The 16301-nt window shown below is 66.7% G+C and carries 12 protein-coding genes; 10 read left to right on the top strand and 2 right to left on the bottom strand.

The annotated features are described in order from the left end of the window. Positions 1-17 precede the first annotated feature (17 nt). The 7 genes from mqo (at position 18) to A5658_RS07240 (ending at position 13112) form a co-directional block, all read left to right on the top strand. A complete protein-coding gene (gene mqo / locus A5658_RS07270; protein WP_255361320.1) occupies positions 18-1511 on the top strand; it encodes a malate dehydrogenase (quinone) in 1494 nt (497 codons plus the stop codon). Further along, positions 1508-1975 (top strand): GNAT family N-acetyltransferase, encoded by a 468-nt coding sequence (locus A5658_RS07265; RefSeq protein WP_067332745.1) that lies wholly within the window; start codon positions 1508-1510, stop codon positions 1973-1975. Before mqo ends, A5658_RS07265 begins: the two co-directional genes overlap by 4 nt. Then, positions 1972-3183 carry a uroporphyrinogen-III C-methyltransferase gene (cobA, locus tag A5658_RS07260; protein WP_067332744.1) on the top strand — a complete coding sequence of 404 codons (1212 nt, stop codon included), beginning with the start codon at positions 1972-1974 and terminating at the stop codon, positions 3181-3183. The genes A5658_RS07265 and cobA overlap by 4 nt, the downstream gene beginning before the upstream one ends. A gap of 183 nt (positions 3184-3366) precedes the next feature. Beyond that, positions 3367-4821 (top strand): MFS transporter, encoded by a 1455-nt coding sequence (locus A5658_RS07255; protein WP_369830495.1) that lies wholly within the window; start codon positions 3367-3369, stop codon positions 4819-4821. Positions 4822-4872: 51 nt separating this feature from the next. After that, the gene (locus A5658_RS07250; protein ID WP_067332742.1) at positions 4873-6618 is read left to right on the top strand and encodes a proline--tRNA ligase; all 1746 of its coding nucleotides are present in this window, start codon (positions 4873-4875) and stop codon (positions 6616-6618) included. 114 nt (positions 6619-6732) lie between these two features. Continuing rightward, complete coding sequence (locus A5658_RS07245; RefSeq protein WP_156751304.1) at positions 6733-9540, top strand: WD40 repeat domain-containing protein; 2808 nt, start codon at positions 6733-6735, stop codon at positions 9538-9540. Beyond that, the gene (locus tag A5658_RS07240; protein ID WP_067332737.1) at positions 9537-13112 is read left to right on the top strand and encodes a TIR domain-containing protein; all 3576 of its coding nucleotides are present in this window, start codon (positions 9537-9539) and stop codon (positions 13110-13112) included. The genes A5658_RS07245 and A5658_RS07240 overlap by 4 nt, the downstream gene beginning before the upstream one ends. Here A5658_RS07240 and A5658_RS07235 read toward each other — a convergent pair. Then, positions 13109-13567 (bottom strand): ferritin-like domain-containing protein, encoded by a 459-nt coding sequence (locus A5658_RS07235; protein ID WP_067332735.1) that lies wholly within the window; start codon positions 13565-13567, stop codon positions 13109-13111. The two genes, A5658_RS07240 and A5658_RS07235, sit on opposite strands and share 4 nt — an antisense overlap. After that, a complete protein-coding gene (locus A5658_RS07230) occupies positions 13564-14079 on the bottom strand; it encodes a hypothetical protein (RefSeq protein WP_067332733.1) in 516 nt (171 codons plus the stop codon). The genes A5658_RS07235 and A5658_RS07230 overlap by 4 nt, the downstream gene beginning before the upstream one ends. 170 nt (positions 14080-14249) lie before the next feature. On the opposite strand from A5658_RS07230, the gene rimP reads away from it, so the two are divergent. From rimP to A5658_RS27425, 3 genes are read left to right on the top strand one after another with little or no spacing between them, the layout of a single operon-like run. Then, positions 14250-14780, top strand: a complete 531-nt coding sequence (rimP, locus tag A5658_RS07225) for a ribosome maturation factor RimP (RefSeq protein WP_067332731.1) — start codon at positions 14250-14252, stop codon at positions 14778-14780. Beyond that, positions 14777-15820 (top strand): transcription termination factor NusA, encoded by a 1044-nt coding sequence (gene nusA / locus A5658_RS07220; RefSeq protein ID WP_067332729.1) that lies wholly within the window; start codon positions 14777-14779, stop codon positions 15818-15820. The genes rimP and nusA overlap by 4 nt, the downstream gene beginning before the upstream one ends. A gap of 57 nt (positions 15821-15877) precedes the next feature. Then, positions 15878-16261: a YlxR family protein gene (locus A5658_RS27425; RefSeq protein WP_082992992.1), complete on the top strand. Its 384-nt coding sequence runs from the start codon at positions 15878-15880 to the stop codon at positions 16259-16261. Positions 16262-16301: the final 40 nt, after the last annotated feature.

The following is a 16301-nucleotide window of genomic DNA, read 5'->3' as shown; positions in this document are numbered from 1 at the left end:
AAAGGATGATCAGCTCGGTGCCAAGCCCGCAGTCAGGGACAACCCCCGCGCTCGACGCCCTGCTGATCGGGACCGGGATCATGAGCGCGACACTGTCTGCCCTGTTGCGCCGCCTCGAGCCCGACTGGGCGATCGGCGTCGTGGAACGACTCGACGCCGCCGCGGCGGAAAGCAGCGGCCCGTGGAACAACGCCGGAACCGGGCACGCCGGACTATGCGAGCTGTTCTACACCCCGCAGCGCCCGGACCGGTCGATCGACATCACCAAAGCGGTGCGAGTGAACGAGCAATTCCAGGTGACCCGCCAGTTCTGGGCTTACGCGGCCGAGAACGCGATGGTCTCCGACGTCCGCGGCTTCCTGAACCCCGTCCCGCACGTCAGCTTAGCCCAGGGCGCCGAGCGCGTCGACTATCTGCGCCGCCGCCGCCAGGCGCTGGCGGACAATCCGCTGTTCGCCCGCAACGAATTGATCGAGGGCGCTGACGAATTCGCCTGCCGACTGCCGTATATGGCGACCGGACGGGACTTTTCCGAACCCGTCGCACTCAACTGGGCCGTCGAAGGGACCGACGTCGACTTCGGAGCGCTGTCGCGGCAGCTGATCGGTTATGGGGTACGCAACGGCACCACCGCATGGTTCGGCCACGAGGTGCGCAACTTGTCCCGTCGACGCGATGGCGGCTGGACCGTGACGATTTGCAATCGGCGCACCGATGAGACCCAAAAGCTGGATGCCGCTTTCGTTTTCGTGGGCGCCGGGGGAGCGGCCCTGCCCTTGCTGCAGAAGTCCGGCATCAAGGAGGCCAAGGGATTTGGCGGCTTCCCCATCGGTGGTCGATTCCTGCGCAGCGGCCAGTCGGCGATCACGGCTTTGCACCGGGCCAAGGTCTACGGCCTGCCCGAGCCGGGCGCGCCCGGGATGACGGCGGCCCATCTGGACACCCGACTCGTCAACGGCAAGCCGTGGCTGATGTTCGGGCCGTTCGCCGGCTGGTCGCCGAAATTCCTGAAACACGGGCACCTCAGCGACCTGCCACGATCAGTCCGGCCCGGCAATATCGCTACGGTCGCCGGGGCGGGCGTCGGCCAGCTGGAGTTGCTCCGTTATCTGATCGACCAACTCGGCAAGTCGACGTCGAACCATGTCGAAACCTTGCGCGAATTCGCCCCCAGCGCAAAGGATTCCGATTGGGAGCTGATCACCTCCGGGCAGCGGGTCCAGGTGATGCGGCCAGACAAACGCCGCGGCGGTCGGCTCGAATTCGACACCACCGTCGTGGCCGCGGCCGACGGCAGCATCGCCGGGCTGCTCGGGGCGTCGCCGGGAGCGTCGATCGCGGTGTCGGCAATGCTCGACGTGCTGCAGCGCTGTTTCCCCGGCCGGTATCCGTCCTGGCTTCCTATGCTCAAGGAGATGGTGCCGTCATTGGGGTTGTCCCTGTCCAACGAGCCCGCCCTATACGAGGAGCTGCGGTCGTGGACCACCAAGACGTTGGAGCTGGAGTCATGAGCGCGGCATTGCACCGGGCGCGGGCGAAAGACCTTGACGTTCCGACCCTTTACGCCATCCTCAAGTTGCGGGTGGAGGTGTTCGTGGTCGAGCAGGCGCGCCCGTACCCCGAACTCGACGGGCGTGACTTGTCCGCGGAGACGCGGCACTTCTGGCTGGAAGGCCCGGACCGCGAGGTGATCTGCACGCTGCGGCTGATGGAAGAGCACGCGGGCGGGCACAAAGCGTTCCGGCTCGGGCGGCTGTGCACCAAACGCAGCGCCCGAGGCGAGGGCCACACCACCCGGCTGCTGCGCGCCGCGCTGGCCGAAGTCGGCGATTACCCGTGCCGGATCAACGCTCAGGTATATCTAGCGGACATGTATGCCCAGCACGGATTCGTCAGCGACGGCGACGACTTTCTCGACGACGGCGTCCCGCACGTGCCCATGCTGAAGCCGGCCGGCCCTGGAGCCCACGCGTGACCTCACCGGAGAACCCTTATCTGGCCGGGCTGCGACTGGCCGGCAAGAAGGTCGTCGTCGTCGGCGGCGGCAGCGTCGCACAGCGCCGTCTGCCACTTCTGGTGGCCAGCGGGGCCGACGTCCACGTCATCAGCCGCAGTGCCACCCAGTCGGTCGAGGCGATGACCGGAATCACGCTGACGCTGCGTGAATACCGCGACGGTGACCTCGACGGCGCCTGGTACGCGATCGCGGCCACCGACGACCCGCAGGTGAACGCCGCGGTCGTCGCGGAAGCCGATCGCAGCCGCATCTTCTGCGTCCGCGCCGACATCGCAATCGAGGGCAGCGCGGTGACTCCGGCCACATTCGACTACGCCGGTCTTTCGGTTGGCGTGCTGGCCGGCGGTGAGCATCGCCGCTCGGCGGCCATCCGCTCCGCGATCCGCGAGGCGCTGCAGCAGGGTGTGATTGCGACCGAAAGCTTCGAGAGCAACGACGTGGTGCGCGGCGGTGTGGCGTTGATCGGCGGCGGGCCGGGCGACCCCGAGCTCATCACCGTGCGGGGCCGACGGCTGCTCGCGCAGGCCGACGTCGTGGTCGCGGATCGGTTGGCCCCACCCGAGTTGCTCGCCGAGTTGCCGCCCCATGTCGAGGTGATCGACGCGGCCAAGATCCCGTACGGGCGGGCCATGGCTCAGGACGCGATCAACGCGGTGATGATCGAGCGGGCCCGGGCCGGTCACTTCGTGGTCCGGCTCAAAGGCGGCGATCCGTTCGTCTTCGCCCGCGGCTACGAGGAAGTGTTGGCCTGCGCCGAGGCCGGGATCCCGGTGACCGTGGTGCCCGGCGTGACCAGCGCCATAGCGGTCCCCGCATCCGCCGGAGTGCCCGTCACACACCGCGCGATCAACCACGAATTTGTGGTGGTCAGCGGCCATGTCGCGCCGGACCACCCCGAATCGTTAGTGAATTGGGATGCATTGGCCGCCATGACCGGGACCATTGTTTTGCTGATGGCGGTCGAACGTATCGAACTGTTCGCCGAGGTTCTGCGAAAGGGAGGCCGACCTGCGGATACACCGGTGTTGGTGGTTCAGCAGGGTACGACGGCGGCGGAGCACACTTTGCGGGCCACTCTGGCGGACGCGCCGGAGAAGATCCGTTCGGAGGGCATTCGACCTCCCGCGATCATCGTGATCGGCTCGGTGGCGGCCTTCGGCATTTAAAAGATCCCTAAGATTACTGTAGGGTAAGTTCTTATGACGGCTCTCAACGATGCAGAGCGGGCTGTCCAACGACGGACAACTGAACCCTCGAAGCGAGCAGTTCACATGCCCGATACGCACCCCGAAAAGACCGCCCCAGAACACGACGTCCCGTCCACGCCGGCGAAGGCGTCGACGCCGTGGATGCCGACGCGGCGATTCTTCTCCGCCGTCATCGCCATCGCCGGTATGCAGCTGATGGCGACCATGGACGGCACCATCGCGATCGTCGCGCTTCCCAAGATCCAGAACGAGCTGAGCCTGTCCGACGCCGGCCGTAGCTGGGTGATCACCGCCTACGTGCTGACCTTCGGTGGCTTGATGCTGCTCGGCGGTCGCCTCGGTGACACCATCGGCCGGAAGCGGACCTTCATCGTCGGCGTCACGCTGTTCACCATCGCCTCCGCGCTGTGCGGGATCGCCTGGGACGACGTCACGCTGGTGATCGCCCGGCTGCTGCAGGGTGTCGGCGCGGCGATCGCCTCGCCGACCGGCTTTGCATTGGTGGCCACCACCTTCGCCAAGGGGCCGGCCCGTAACGCCGCCACCGCTGTGTTCGGAGCCATGACCGGTGTTGGGTCCGTCGGCGGCCTGGTGATCGGTGGGGCACTCACCGAGTTGTCGTGGCGGCTGGCGTTTCTGGTAAACGTGCCGATCGGGCTGGCAATGATCTACCTGGCCCGCACCACGCTGCGGGAGACTAGCCGCGAACGGATGAAGCTCGACGCCGCCGGCGCTGTGCTGGCCACCCTGGCCTGCACCCTTGCCGTGTTCGCCTTCTCGACGGGCCCGGAGTCCGGCTGGATCTCGTGGCCCACGCTCAGCTGTGCCGGACTGGCTCTCGTCGCTTTCGGTGCGTTCGCCATCGTCGAGCGCACGGCGGAGAACCCCGTCGTGCCGTTCCAGCTCTTCTTCGACCGCAACCGGCTGGCCACCTTCGCGGCGATCTTCATGGCCGGTGGCGTCTTGTTCACCGTCACCGTGCTGGTCGCGATCTACGTGCAGGACATCATGGGCTACAGCGCGCTGCGCGCAGGGGTTGGCTTCATCCCGTTCGCGATCGCGATGGGCATCGGGCTCGGCGGTTCGTCGCAGCTGGTGTCACGGTTCCAGCCGCGTGTCCTGGTCATCGCCGGTGGCGTGCTCGTGGTCGGCGCAATGATCTACGGCTCGCAGTTCAACGGCAGCATGCCGTACTTCCCGAACCTGATCGTGCCGGTCGTGATCGCCGGTGTTGGTATCGGGATGATCGTGGTGCCGGTGGCGCTCGCGGCTATCGCAGGCGTTGGCTTCGACCAGATCGGTCCGACCTCGGCCATCGCTCTGATGCTGCAACAACTCGGTGGCCCAGTGGTTCTCGCGGTGATCCAGGCCGTGATCACCTCGCGCACGCTGTACCTCGGCGGCACCAACGGCCCGGTGAAGAACATGAACGCCGCGCAGCTGCATGCGCTCGACCACGGCTACACCTACGGCTTGCTGTGGGTGGCAGGCGTCGCCATCATCGTCGGCGTGGTGTCTTTGTTCATCGGCTACACCGCCGAGCAGGTCGCCCACGCGCAGGAAGTCAAGGACGCGATCGACGCCGGCGAGCTCTAGCTTTTCGGGCGACCACGCTTCACCGGGCTACGCCCGTTAGGCTTGCGCGCTGTGATCACCCGGATGTCCGAGCTGTTCCTGCGCACCCTGCGCGACGACCCCGCTGAAGCCGAGATAGCCAGCCACAAGCTGTTGATCCGCGCCGGCTACGTCCGGCCGATCGCGCCGGGCCTCTACAGCTGGCTGCCGCTGGGGCTGCGGGTGCTGCGCAACATCGAGCGGGTGGTGCGCGAAGAGATGAACGCCATCGGCGGCCAGGAGATCCTGTTTCCGGCCCTGCTCCCACGCGCGCCCTACGAGACGACGAACCGGTGGACCGAGTACGGCGACGGCATTTTTCGGGTGCAGGATCGCCGCGGCAACGACTACCTTCTTGCGCCGACCCACGAAGAGCTCTTCGCGCTGACGGTCAAAGGGGAGTACAGCTCCTACAAAGACTTTCCGCTGACCCTGTATCAAATCCAGATCAAGTACCGCGACGAGGCGCGTCCGCGCGCGGGCATCCTGCGCGGCCGCGAGTTCGTCATGAAGGACTCCTACTCCTTCGACCTCGACGACGCCGGGCTCAAAAGCGCCTACCACGCCCACCGCGAGGCATACCAACGCATCCTCAGTCGGCTCAGCGTCGACTACGTCATCGTGTCCGCCGTGTCCGGCGCGATGGGCGGCTCGGCCTCCGAGGAATTCCTCGCCGAAAGCCCGGTCGGTGAGGACACCTTCGTGCGCTGCCCGGAGTCGGGCTACGCCGCCAACGTCGAGGCCGTCATCACCGCGCGACCGGAAAGCCTGCCGATCGACGGCCAGCCCGAGGCGGTCGTGCACGACACCGGCAACACGCCCACCATCGCGACGCTCGTCGAGTGGGCCAACGGAGCTCTCGGCCGGACCGTCGGTGCTGCCGACACCTTGAAGAACGTCCTGCTGAAAGTGCGTGAGCCGGGCGGTGACTGGGAGTTGCTGGGCATCGGGGTGCCCGGCGACCGCGAGGTCGACGACAAGCGGCTGGGCGCCGCGCTCGACCCGGCCGAGTACGCCTTTCTCGACGACGCGGACTTCGCCAAGTACCCATTCCTGGTCAAGGGATACATCGGCCCGAAAGCCTTGCTGGACAACGGGGTTCGCTACCTGGTCGACCCGCGGGTGGTGGACGGCACCAGCTGGATCACCGGCGCCGACGAAAAGGGCAAGCATGTGGTCGGCCTGGTGGCCGGTCGCGACTTCGCCGCCGACGGCACCATCGAGGCCGCCGAGGTGCGCGACGGCGACCCGTCGCCGGACGGCGCGGGATCACTGGTCGCCGCGCGCGGAATCGAGGTCGGCCACATCTTCCAGCTCGGCCGCAAATACACCGACGCCTTCACCGTCGACGTCCTCGGCGAAGACGGCAAGCCGGTGCGGCTGACCATGGGTTCCTATGGCCTCGGGGTGTCGCGGCTGGTGGCGGTGATCGCCGAGCAGCAGCACGACGAGCTCGGCCTGCGCTGGCCGGCTGAGGTATCGCCCTTCGACGTGCACCTGGTGATCGCCAACAAGGACGCCGAAGCGCGGACCGGGGCCACCTCGTTGGCCACCGACCTGGATCGGTTGGGCCTCGAGGTGCTGCTCGACGACCGCACCGCGTCGCCCGGGGTGAAGTTCAAAGACGCCGAGTTGCTCGGCGTGCCCTGGATCGTCGTGGTCGGCCGCGGCTGGGCGGACGGAAAGGTCGAGCTTCGCAACCGATTCAGCGGCGAGATTCGGGAGCTGGTGGCCGGCGCCGGTCTGGCCACCGAGATCACGACAGCCGTCGCCGGTTAGGCACACGGCGATCGAAACTAGCGCCGCTGGCGAGCGTCCGGGGCGTTATGCTTCGGCCACGACCCGTCGTTCACGCCGGTCGTAAACGAAACCCCCGACTGCCCGGTGGTGTTGATGGCCGACGCAACGCGCCAAGCCGAGGAGCCCGCTGCCACGGCGTCGCCGAAGTATGACGCCTACCTGTCCTACGCCGCGCACGATCGAGCGGTGGCGGTGGGCACGCAGCGGGGACTACGTCAGATCGGTCGTCACCCGGGCCGGTTGCGCGCCCTGCGCGTGTGCCGCGCCGACATCAACTACACCGATCCCGAGGGGCCGGTCAAAGCTTTTGCGGCGCTTGATGACTCGCGTTTTCTGGTCGCGGTGCTCTCGCCTGAGGCAGCGGCGTCGACGCGGGTGAACCAGGAAATCGGCCACTGGCTCGAACATCGCGGCCGGGAACAACTGCTGTTGATGCTGGCCGGCGGCCACTTGCAGTGGGACGAACGAGCGGCGTGTTTCGACGCCAAACTCTCCGACGCCGCGCCACCGGTTCTGCTCGTGCCTGGATCCCTGCCCGCCGAACCCTTTTTCATCGACGTCAGTCAGGACGCGCCCTGGAATCCTCGCAATCCGGCGCTGCGGCAGAAGATCACCGCGATCGCCGCACCGGTCCACGGCAAACCCAAAGATCAACTCGCTAGCGACGACCTGCAAGCCCAGCAGCGCTATCGCCGATTGCGTGCCGCGGCGATCACCGCGCTGGCGCTGCTGAGCGTGGTTGCGGTCGTCGCCGCGGTGGTCGCCGCAGGCCAGTGGAAGCACGCCGTGCAACGGCGCCAGGAAGCGATCAAGCAACGCAACCAGGCGATCTCGTTGCGACTGATCTCCGAAGCCGCCGACATGCTGGCGCAGAAGCGGCCCGGCGGCGATGTGCGCGCCCTGCAGGAGTTGCTGGCCGCGCGTGCGCTCAGCAGCGACCCCGACCAGGGACCCCTGCAATACGCCGCAGGCGTGCGCGCCGACACCACCAAAATCATCCAACTCGGTACGCCCGTAAGGGCAGTGGCCTTCAGTCCGGGCGGCCACCGGGTCGCCACCGGGGGCGACGACAAAACTGTGCGACTCTGGGACGCCGACACCGGCAAGTCACTTCGAGATCCGCTGACCGGCCACACCCAAGCGGTCACGAGCGTGTCCTTCAGCCCGGACGGACACCGTGTGGCATCCGCCAGCGCAGACCACACCGTGCGGGTGTGGAACATCGAGACCGGTCGACTCCTGCAGACGTTGACCGCGCATACCGCCGAAGTGGAGAGTGTGGCGTTCAGCCCCGACGGGCACCACATAGCGAGCGCCGGCCACGCAATCGTGCTGTGGGACAGCGACACTTACCGACAAATCGGGGATCCGTTCGGCCGCGAGGCTGGCGTCGTGCACAGCGTCGCGTTCAGTCCCGACGGGCGCCGCCTGGTCTCCGGCGGCGCCGACTCGCTGGTGCGGATCTGGGACATCGAAAGCCGCCAGTTGCAAGGAGATCCGCTGACCGGGCACACCGACTCGGTCAACAGTGTCGCGTTCAGTTCCGACGGGCACCGGATCGCCAGCGCCAGCTCTGATTATCACGGACGGGTGTGGGACGCCGACAGTCACCAACCGGTCGGGGACGCTTTCAATGATGCCGCCAACCCGATCCGGGCGATCGCGTTCAGCCCGGACGCCCGGCGCATCGTCTCTGCCGGCGACGACAGGGTTGTGCGGCTCAGGGACCTCGATCCCGGCCCTGAATTTCGCGCGACACAACTCGCCGGTCACGAGGCAGTGGTCTACGGCGTGGCATTCAGCTCCGATGGGCAACGCATCGCGAGCGGCAGCGCGGACGGCACTCTGCACATCTGGGACAACTCTCGAGTCCTGACCGCCACCTTTTCAAAGGCGTTGGCGTTCAGCCTCGACGGGAAAATCCTCGTCAGTGCCGGCAGCTCACACCAAGATTCTCTGACCGTCTCAAGGTGGGAGGTAACAACGGGCCGGCTTGTCGGAACACCGACGGAAATGCACATTCCGGGTCTGAACCACGAAGCCGCCAACAGTAACGTGGCGCTCAGCCGCGATGGTCTTCGCATCGCGGCCGCCATCGGGAACGACCTGCAGGTGTGGGCCGCCGATACGGGTGTTCCGGTCACACCGCTGCTCACCGGGCACAGCGGGGAGGTTCTGAGCGTGGCGTTCAGCCCTGACGGGCGCCGAATCGCCACCGGTAGTACCGATCACACGGTCCGGGTGTGGAACGCCGTCACGGGGCGTGCGATCGGACACCCGTTGATCGGACACGCGGCCGAAGTCGACGCCGTGGTCTTCAGTCCGGACGGGCGCCGCGTCGCCAGCGGCAGCGACGATCACACCGTGCGACTGTGGGACGTGGACGCCGGTCAACCAATCGGGGATCCGCTCTTCGGTCACACCGCCGAAATCAAGAGCGTGGCTTTCGCACCCGACGGCCATCGACTGGCGTCGGGCGGCTACGACAACAGCCTTCGGTTGTGGAATGCCGACACCGGCCAACAAGTCGGAGACCCACTCGCCGGGCATACCGACGTCGTGCTGAGCGTGACATTCAGCCCAGACGGACATCGGTTGGCCAGCGCGAGCTGGGACAACAGCGTGCAGATGTGGGACGCCGACACCGGTCGGCGCCTGGGGGATCCACTGACCGAGCATGCCCTGCCGGTCAGGGACGTCGCCTTCAGCCCCGATGGAACCCGGCTTGCCAGTGGCGGATTCGACGAATCCATCCGGCTCTGGCCCGGAAGTGCCACGCCACAAACCCTGTGCGACAAGCTCACCAGCAATATGAGCCGTACACAGTGGGATGAGTGGGTATCGCCCGACGTCCGCTACACCGCTGTCTGCAAGCTGCCCGTCATGGACGACACGCGATGACCGACGCCGTCGCCGCGGAGAACCTGGCACAGCCGTCTGAGTACGACGCGTTCTTGTCCTACACGCATCGAGATCGACAGGCCGCCACCGGAATCCAGAAAGGCCTGCACCAGATCGGTCGACGCCTGGGCCAATTGCGGGCACTGCGGGTTTTTCGCGACGACACCGATCTGACGGTCAGGCCCGACCTCTGGGGTGGTATCACCGAGGCGCTCGATCGGTCCCGCTTCCTCGTGGTGATGCTCTCGCCGCAGGCCGCCGAATCACATTGGGTGAACAAAGAAATCGGCTACTGGCTCGAGCATCGCGGCTCCGATCGGTTGTTGCTGGTGTTGGCCGGTGGCCGGTTGCAGTGGGATGCAGGCCAAGGCCGGTTCGACCCTGATCTGTCGGACGCGGCCCCGCCGGTGTTGACCGAGCCCGGTGCGCTGGCCATCAAGCCCCTGTACATCGACATCAGCGAACAGCCGGAGTGGGATCCGAAGTACCCGCCGCTGCGCGAGCAGATCACCGAAGTGGCCGCTCGAATTCATGGAAAGTCCAAAGATCAACTGGCGTATGATGATCGGCGCGAGCTCAGACGTGGACGCCGTCTGCGGGAGAGTGCAGTCGGCGCTCTGGCGGTACTCACGGTCATCGCTGTCGTGGGGGCGGTCGTCGCTGTCATACAGCGCGGGCACGCCGTGGATCAAGAGCGCGAAGCCATCCGGCAGCGAAATCAGGCGACGGCGCTTCGCCTGACTGCGGAAGCCGTTGACATACTCTCCCAGCGTAAGCCCGGTGGCGATATGCGAGCCATGCAGGAACTACTCGCCGCCCGCGGTCTTACCGCCAATCCCGACGAGGGTGCACTGTTGTACGCGGCGGCTTCCCGCGCCGACACCGTGAAGATCATTCCCACCGGCTCAATGGTCTGGAGTGTGGCCATCAGTCAAGACGGGCGCCTCGTCGCCACCGCGGAAGACGATGCGAGCATTCGGGTTTGGAGCACTGAGTCCGGTCAGCTCCTGCACACCTTGACCGGCCACACCCGCAGGGTGAACAGCATCGCGTTCGGTCCCGGTGGGCACCAACTGGTTTCCGGCAGCCAAGACTCCACCGTGCGGCTGTGGGATGTCGACGCAGGGCGCCAAATCGGCGACCGGCTCAGCGGTCACACCCGGCCCGTGCTGGGCGTCGCGTTCAGTGCCGACGGCCGCCTCCTGGCCTCGGGCAGCGAAGACAACACGGTGCGACTGTGGGACGCCGATACCAGAGTTGCGGCCGGCGATCCGCTCACGGGCCACGAGAACAGGGTGACGAGCGTGGCGTTCAGCCCCGACGGACACCGGGTGATCTCCGGAAGCGGCGACATGACGTTGCGTTTGTGGGATGCCGATACCAGGCAACCGATCGGCGATGCGTTCACCGGTCACAAGTCGCTCGTGGTCGGGGTGGCATTCGGTCCCGATGGGCACCGAGTGGTGTCGGGCAGCGTCGGAGGCGCCGATACGTCGATGCGGTTGTGGGACGTCGATACCCACCACCAGATCGGTGAGCCGCTGCAGTGGGGCCTCAGCAATGTCCTCGGTGTGGCTTTCAGTCCGGACGGCAGACGCGTGGCCTCCGCGAGAGATGACAACACCGTTCGGCTGTGGGACGCCGACACCACGCTCCCGCCCGGGGTGAATCTCGGCGACCCGCTTGTCGGGCACACCCGTCAGGTCACCAGCGTCGCCTTCAGTCCCGACGGACGGCTTCTTGCCAGCGGTAGCCAGGACGGCACTGTGCGGATCTGGAGCAACACTCGAATATTGAAGGGGCCCAACGCCGTCATGAGTGTGGCGGTCAGTCCAGATGGTCACCGCCTCGTCTCCGGCGGTGACGACAACACCGTGCGACTGTGGAACTCCGACACCGGCGAGCAGATCGGGCCGCCATGGCGCGGTCATACCGACTTGGTACGCAGCGTGGCGTTCAGCCCGGATGACCGTCGGGTCGCCAGCGGCAGCTTCGACGGCACAGTGCGGTTGTGGAAGTCGGAGAATGGCGAGTGGCGCAGTGATGCGCTGACCGGTCAGACTCGGGCGGTCTTGGGTGTTGCGTTCAGTCGAGACGGGCACCTGCTGGCATCGGCAGCCGGCGACGGCACGGTCTGGCTGCGCAACGCGGACACGCTTCATACGATCCGAGTTCTCTCGGTCGGCAATAGCCAGCCCGTCAATGGGGTGGCGTTCGGCCCCGGAGCGCGCTGGTTCGCAACCGGCAGTGCCGACCAGACGGTGCGGTTGTGGGATGTCGCCACGGGCCGGCAGATCGGCCCGCCCTTGACCGGCAACGAGGCCGAGGTACTGAGCGTGGTGGTGAGCCCTGACGGGCACAGGGTGGCCAGCGGTGGCAAGGACCATACGGTGCGAGTATGGAATGTCGAGTCTGGCCGGCTGCTCCACACGCTGACCGGCCACACCGACGAAGTGTTCAGCCTGGCGTTCAGTCCGGACGGGCACCGCTTGGCCAGTGGGAGCAAAGACGCGTCTGTGCGGTTCTGGGACGTCGACGCCGGCCGTCCTCTCGGTGACCCGCTGGTCGAGGGAATCAGCCCCGTCGGTGGTGTTGCGTTCACCCCGGATGGGCGCCAATTGATCAGTGCCAGTTGGGATTCCACTATTCGATCCTGGCCTGCTACCGCCACCACGGAGACGCTGTGCGACAAGGTGACGATGAACATGAGCCGCCACCAGTGGCGTGACTGGGTCTCGTCGGAAATCGGCGACACGCCGCAGTGTCCCAGACTTCCGTCGGCGATCGACGACAGCCGCACCATCGTGTCCGAAGAGACTCGCATGCCGATCGACGGGCTCAATCAGCCCACCGCTCTCGCCGTCGACAAAGCAGGCAACATCTACGTCGCCGACACCGGCAACAACCGCGTCGTCAAGTTCGGCGTCTCCACCACGGATGTCACCGCGCTACCGATCGACGGACTGGGCCATCCCGACGGGGTTGCCGTCGACCGGGCGGGCGACGTGTACGTGGCGGACAGCGACCACAACCGAGTACTCGAGCTGCCTGCAGGCGCCCACGCCGCCAGGCGATTGCCCTTCAGCGGACTCAATGAACCCAGCGATGTGGCCGTCGACGCGACCGGCACCGTCTATGTCGCCGACTACGGCAACAAACGAGTGCTTCGGTTGGCTGCGGGATCGTCGGCGGCCACCGAGCTGCCGCACGCCGGCGCACAGCCCAATGCTCTGGCGGTCGACGAGGCCGGAAACGTATATCTCGCGGGCGGGGAGCACAACAATGTGCTTAAGCTGGCCCTCGGCCAAAAGTCATGGTCGCCACTGCCTTTCGGCGGCGGCATCACCGACATCGGCGGCATCGCCGTGGACCCGGCAGGCGTTGTGTATGTGGTCGCCCAGCGGTCGCAGCACTACGTGGTGCTGGAACTGCCGCCGGGAGCCGACAAACCGAGCCAACTCCCCTTCAGCGGGCTGGACAGGATCTGGGCGGTGGCAGTGGGCCACGCGGGGAGTGTCTACGTTGTCGACAAAGAAACCGGCTGGGTGATCCAGTCGCCGGCGCTGAACTAGTCGGCTCCGGGGAAGGCGGTGGTGATCGGCCAATTGCCTTGCGCCTGTTTCCATTTGGCGGCCAGCACCGCGCTCTGGGTGAGCGCCGTGACGGCGAACGTCCGGTCGTCGTTGCTCTGCGCCTGCTCGAGGAAGGCGCGCCAGCTGGCCTCGGTGTCGGTTTCCATCCGCACGGCCAGCTTCTCGGCGTCGGCCGGGGTGATGACCGGCGTCGGCAGCTGGTAGCCGGCGGCTGCCACCGGCGCGGCCACCGAGCGACCCGTCAGCATCGAGATCACCTGGTCGCGGCGCTCGCGATGCTGACTCAGCGCCGACGACACCAACGCGTTCACTTCCGGCGTGCAGCGTGCCGACACGACGCCGTAGCCGTAAACGACGGCATGCTCGTTGGCCAGCGCGGCACACAGCGCCTTGTCGGCGGGGGTGTCGCCACTCGACGGCTCGGTCGAGGTCACGACGCGGCCGTTTCGAACGCCAGCGCGACCGTGTACGACGCGGTGCACGACGCGGCGATCGACCCGAGCAACCCGGCGCGATACCCCGATGAGGTGATCGCCAGCTCACGGGCGCTGTCTGCCGATGCCTTGAGCGACTTGACCACATCGGCCAGCGGCGGCGCGGGGGCTGCGGCGGCCGATGTGGTGGTGGTAGGACTCGTCGTCACCGACGACGGCGGTGCGAGACGCTGGATTTCGGTTGTCAGGGCCTGGATGTGCTGCGAGCGTTCGGTGGCGACCTGTTTCAGCGCCTTATTGACCTGCTCCGATGCGCCGGCGGCCGCAGCGGTTGCCGAGTCGCTGTCTTGACGGGCAAGGCTGACCTGGGCCTCGAGTTCGTCGACCGTAGGTGGTGCGGGCGGTGAACTGCATGCGGGAGTGGCGATCGCCAGCGCAGCGAGCGCTACGCCGCCCGTCAGCACCCGTCGTCGGCTGACGACCGGGTCGAAATCAGGCTCGGCGGGAAGCATTGCCACATCCTGCCATTGCCGCCAGGTGGGCTTGTAACACCAGGTGACCTCGCTGCGATCACGTCTTACAGGGCATTCCTGGCGTATCGTTGGAGGCCGTTCCGCGGGATCGCTGAATTTTCGGTGTCGCAGGGCTGACTGACCGGACAACTCAAGATGAGGAGCTCGCCGTGGCCACCGGGCTACCGTCGCAGACGCAGGTGATCGAGCTGCTCGATGGTGAGTTCGCGCGCGCAGGTTACGAAATCGAAGATGTGGTCATCGATCAGCGGGCGCAGCCGCCGCGGATTACGGTCATCGCCGACGGCGACACGGCACTGGACTTGGACACCGTCGCCGAGCTTTCTCGCTCGGCCTCCAGTCTGCTGGACGCCCAGCGCGACATCGGCGGTGCCTATGTCTTGGAAGTCAGCTCACCGGGCGTCGATCGCCCGCTGACGAGCGAGAAGCACTTCCGCCGCGCGCGGGGCCGCAAGGTCGAATTCACCCTGACAGACGGATCGCAGGTCACCGGACGGGTGGGCGAAACCCGTGACGGCGCGGTGAATGTCGTGGTTCGCAACGGCCGGGACTGGACGCTCCGGCTGATCGCATTCGACGAGGTTGCCAAAGCGGTTGTCCAGGTTGAGTTTTCGCCCCCACCGCGACGAGAACTGGAATTGGCGACGGGCGATCAAGGTGCAGAGACGGAGGGCAAGTGAACATCGACATGGCCGCTCTGCACGCGATCGTGGTGGAGCGTGGCATCTCCTTCGACGACCTGCTCGAGGACGTCAAGGCCGCGGTGCTGAGCGCCTACCGGCACACCGAGGGCCATCAGCCGGACGCCCACATCGACATCGACCGCAAATCCGGTTCGGTGCGCGTGCTGGCCCGCGAACTCGACGAAGACGGCAACGTGCTCAGCGAGTGGGAAGACACCCCGGAGGGATTCGGCCGCATCGCCGCGACCACCGCACGTCAGGTGATGTTGCAGCGGCTCCGCGATGCCGAGAACGAGCGCACCTACGGCGAGTTCTCGACTCACGAAGGGGAGATCGTCGCCGGGGTGATCCAGCGCGACAGCCGGGCCAATTCGCGGGGGCTGGTGGTCGTGCGGATGGGCAGTGAGACCAAGGGCTCCGAGGGTGTGATCCCCGCCGCCGAGCAGGTTCCGGGCGAGACCTACGAGCACGGTGACCGGCTGCGCTGTTATGTGGTGGGCGTCAGCCGCGGGGCGCGCGAGCCGGTGATCACGCTGTCGCGCACCCACCCCAACCTGGTCCGCAAGTTGTTCTCACTGGAGGTCCCCGAGATCGCCGACGGCTCGGTGGAGATCGTCGCCGTCGCGCGCGAGGCTGGCCACCGCTCGAAGATCGCGGTCGCATCCCGGGTACCGGGTCTCAACGCCAAGGGCGCCTGCATCGGTCCGATGGGTCAGCGGGTGCGCAACGTCATGAGCGAGCTGTCGGGGGAGAAGATCGACATCATCGACTTCGACGAGGACCCGGCGCGGTTCGTCGCCAACGCGTTGTCGCCGGCCAAGGTGGTGTCGGTCACCGTGATCGACCCGAACGCGCGGGCCGCCCGAGTGGTGGTACCCGACTTCCAGCTGTCGCTGGCGATCGGCAAGGAAGGGCAGAATGCCCGCCTGGCCGCGCGGCTCACCGGCTGGCGGATCGACATCCGCGGCGATTCACCCGACGGCGACACCGAGCATTCCGAGGACGCCGGGCATCACGGAATAGCACACGAGGGTTAGCCCGCCTCGGCCCCGCAGGGGGTTCTGACCACCAGTTGGGTGCAGGTAAACTAAGCCGTGATCCAGCGCGAGTCTTCAGCCTCGGCGCATCGACGTACCGAAGGACCGGTACGGACGTGTGTCGGTTGCCGAAAGCGAGAGTTGGCCGTCGAACTGCTCCGAGTGGTGGCTGTGTCGACCGGGAACGGCAAATACACCGTGACCGTTGACCCAGCAGGTACTCTGCCGGGGCGGGGTGCTTGGCTGCATCCCGTTCCACAGTGCGCCACAGAAGCAATCCGGCGGCGAGCTTTCGCTCGAGCGCTGCGCATCGCTGGCGCACCGGAAACATCAGCGTTGGTCGAGCACATAGAGTCTTTGAAAGAAGCCTCTGGGTGCCCCGGCCATCCCGCCAACAGAACAGGCAGCAAAGAACATGAGCACACCGTGAAGTCACGATGACCATGCGTCATAGCTAAACCCGAGGCGCGGCCTACCACCG

It is taken from the genome of Mycobacterium sp. 1245111.1, from assembly GCF_001673405.1.
GTDB lineage: Bacteria > Actinomycetota > Actinomycetes > Mycobacteriales > Mycobacteriaceae > Mycobacterium.
Note: the sequence above shows the minus strand (reverse complement) of the source record. Positions and strands in the feature narration are given on the sequence as shown.

Coding starts and splice junctions, on each gene's coding strand:
- A5658_RS07265 (WP_067332745.1), top strand. CDS start 1,508: ATGAGCGCGGCATTGCACCGGGCGCGGGCGAAAGACCTTGACGTTCCG.
- A5658_RS07255 (WP_369830495.1), top strand. CDS start 3,367: ATGCCGACGCGGCGATTCTTCTCCGCCGTCATCGCCATCGCCGGTATG.
- A5658_RS07245 (WP_156751304.1), top strand. CDS start 6,733: ATGGCCGACGCAACGCGCCAAGCCGAGGAGCCCGCTGCCACGGCGTCG.
- A5658_RS07240 (WP_067332737.1), top strand. CDS start 9,537: ATGACCGACGCCGTCGCCGCGGAGAACCTGGCACAGCCGTCTGAGTAC.
- A5658_RS07230 (WP_067332733.1), bottom strand. CDS start 14,079: ATGCTTCCCGCCGAGCCTGATTTCGACCCGGTCGTCAGCCGACGACGG.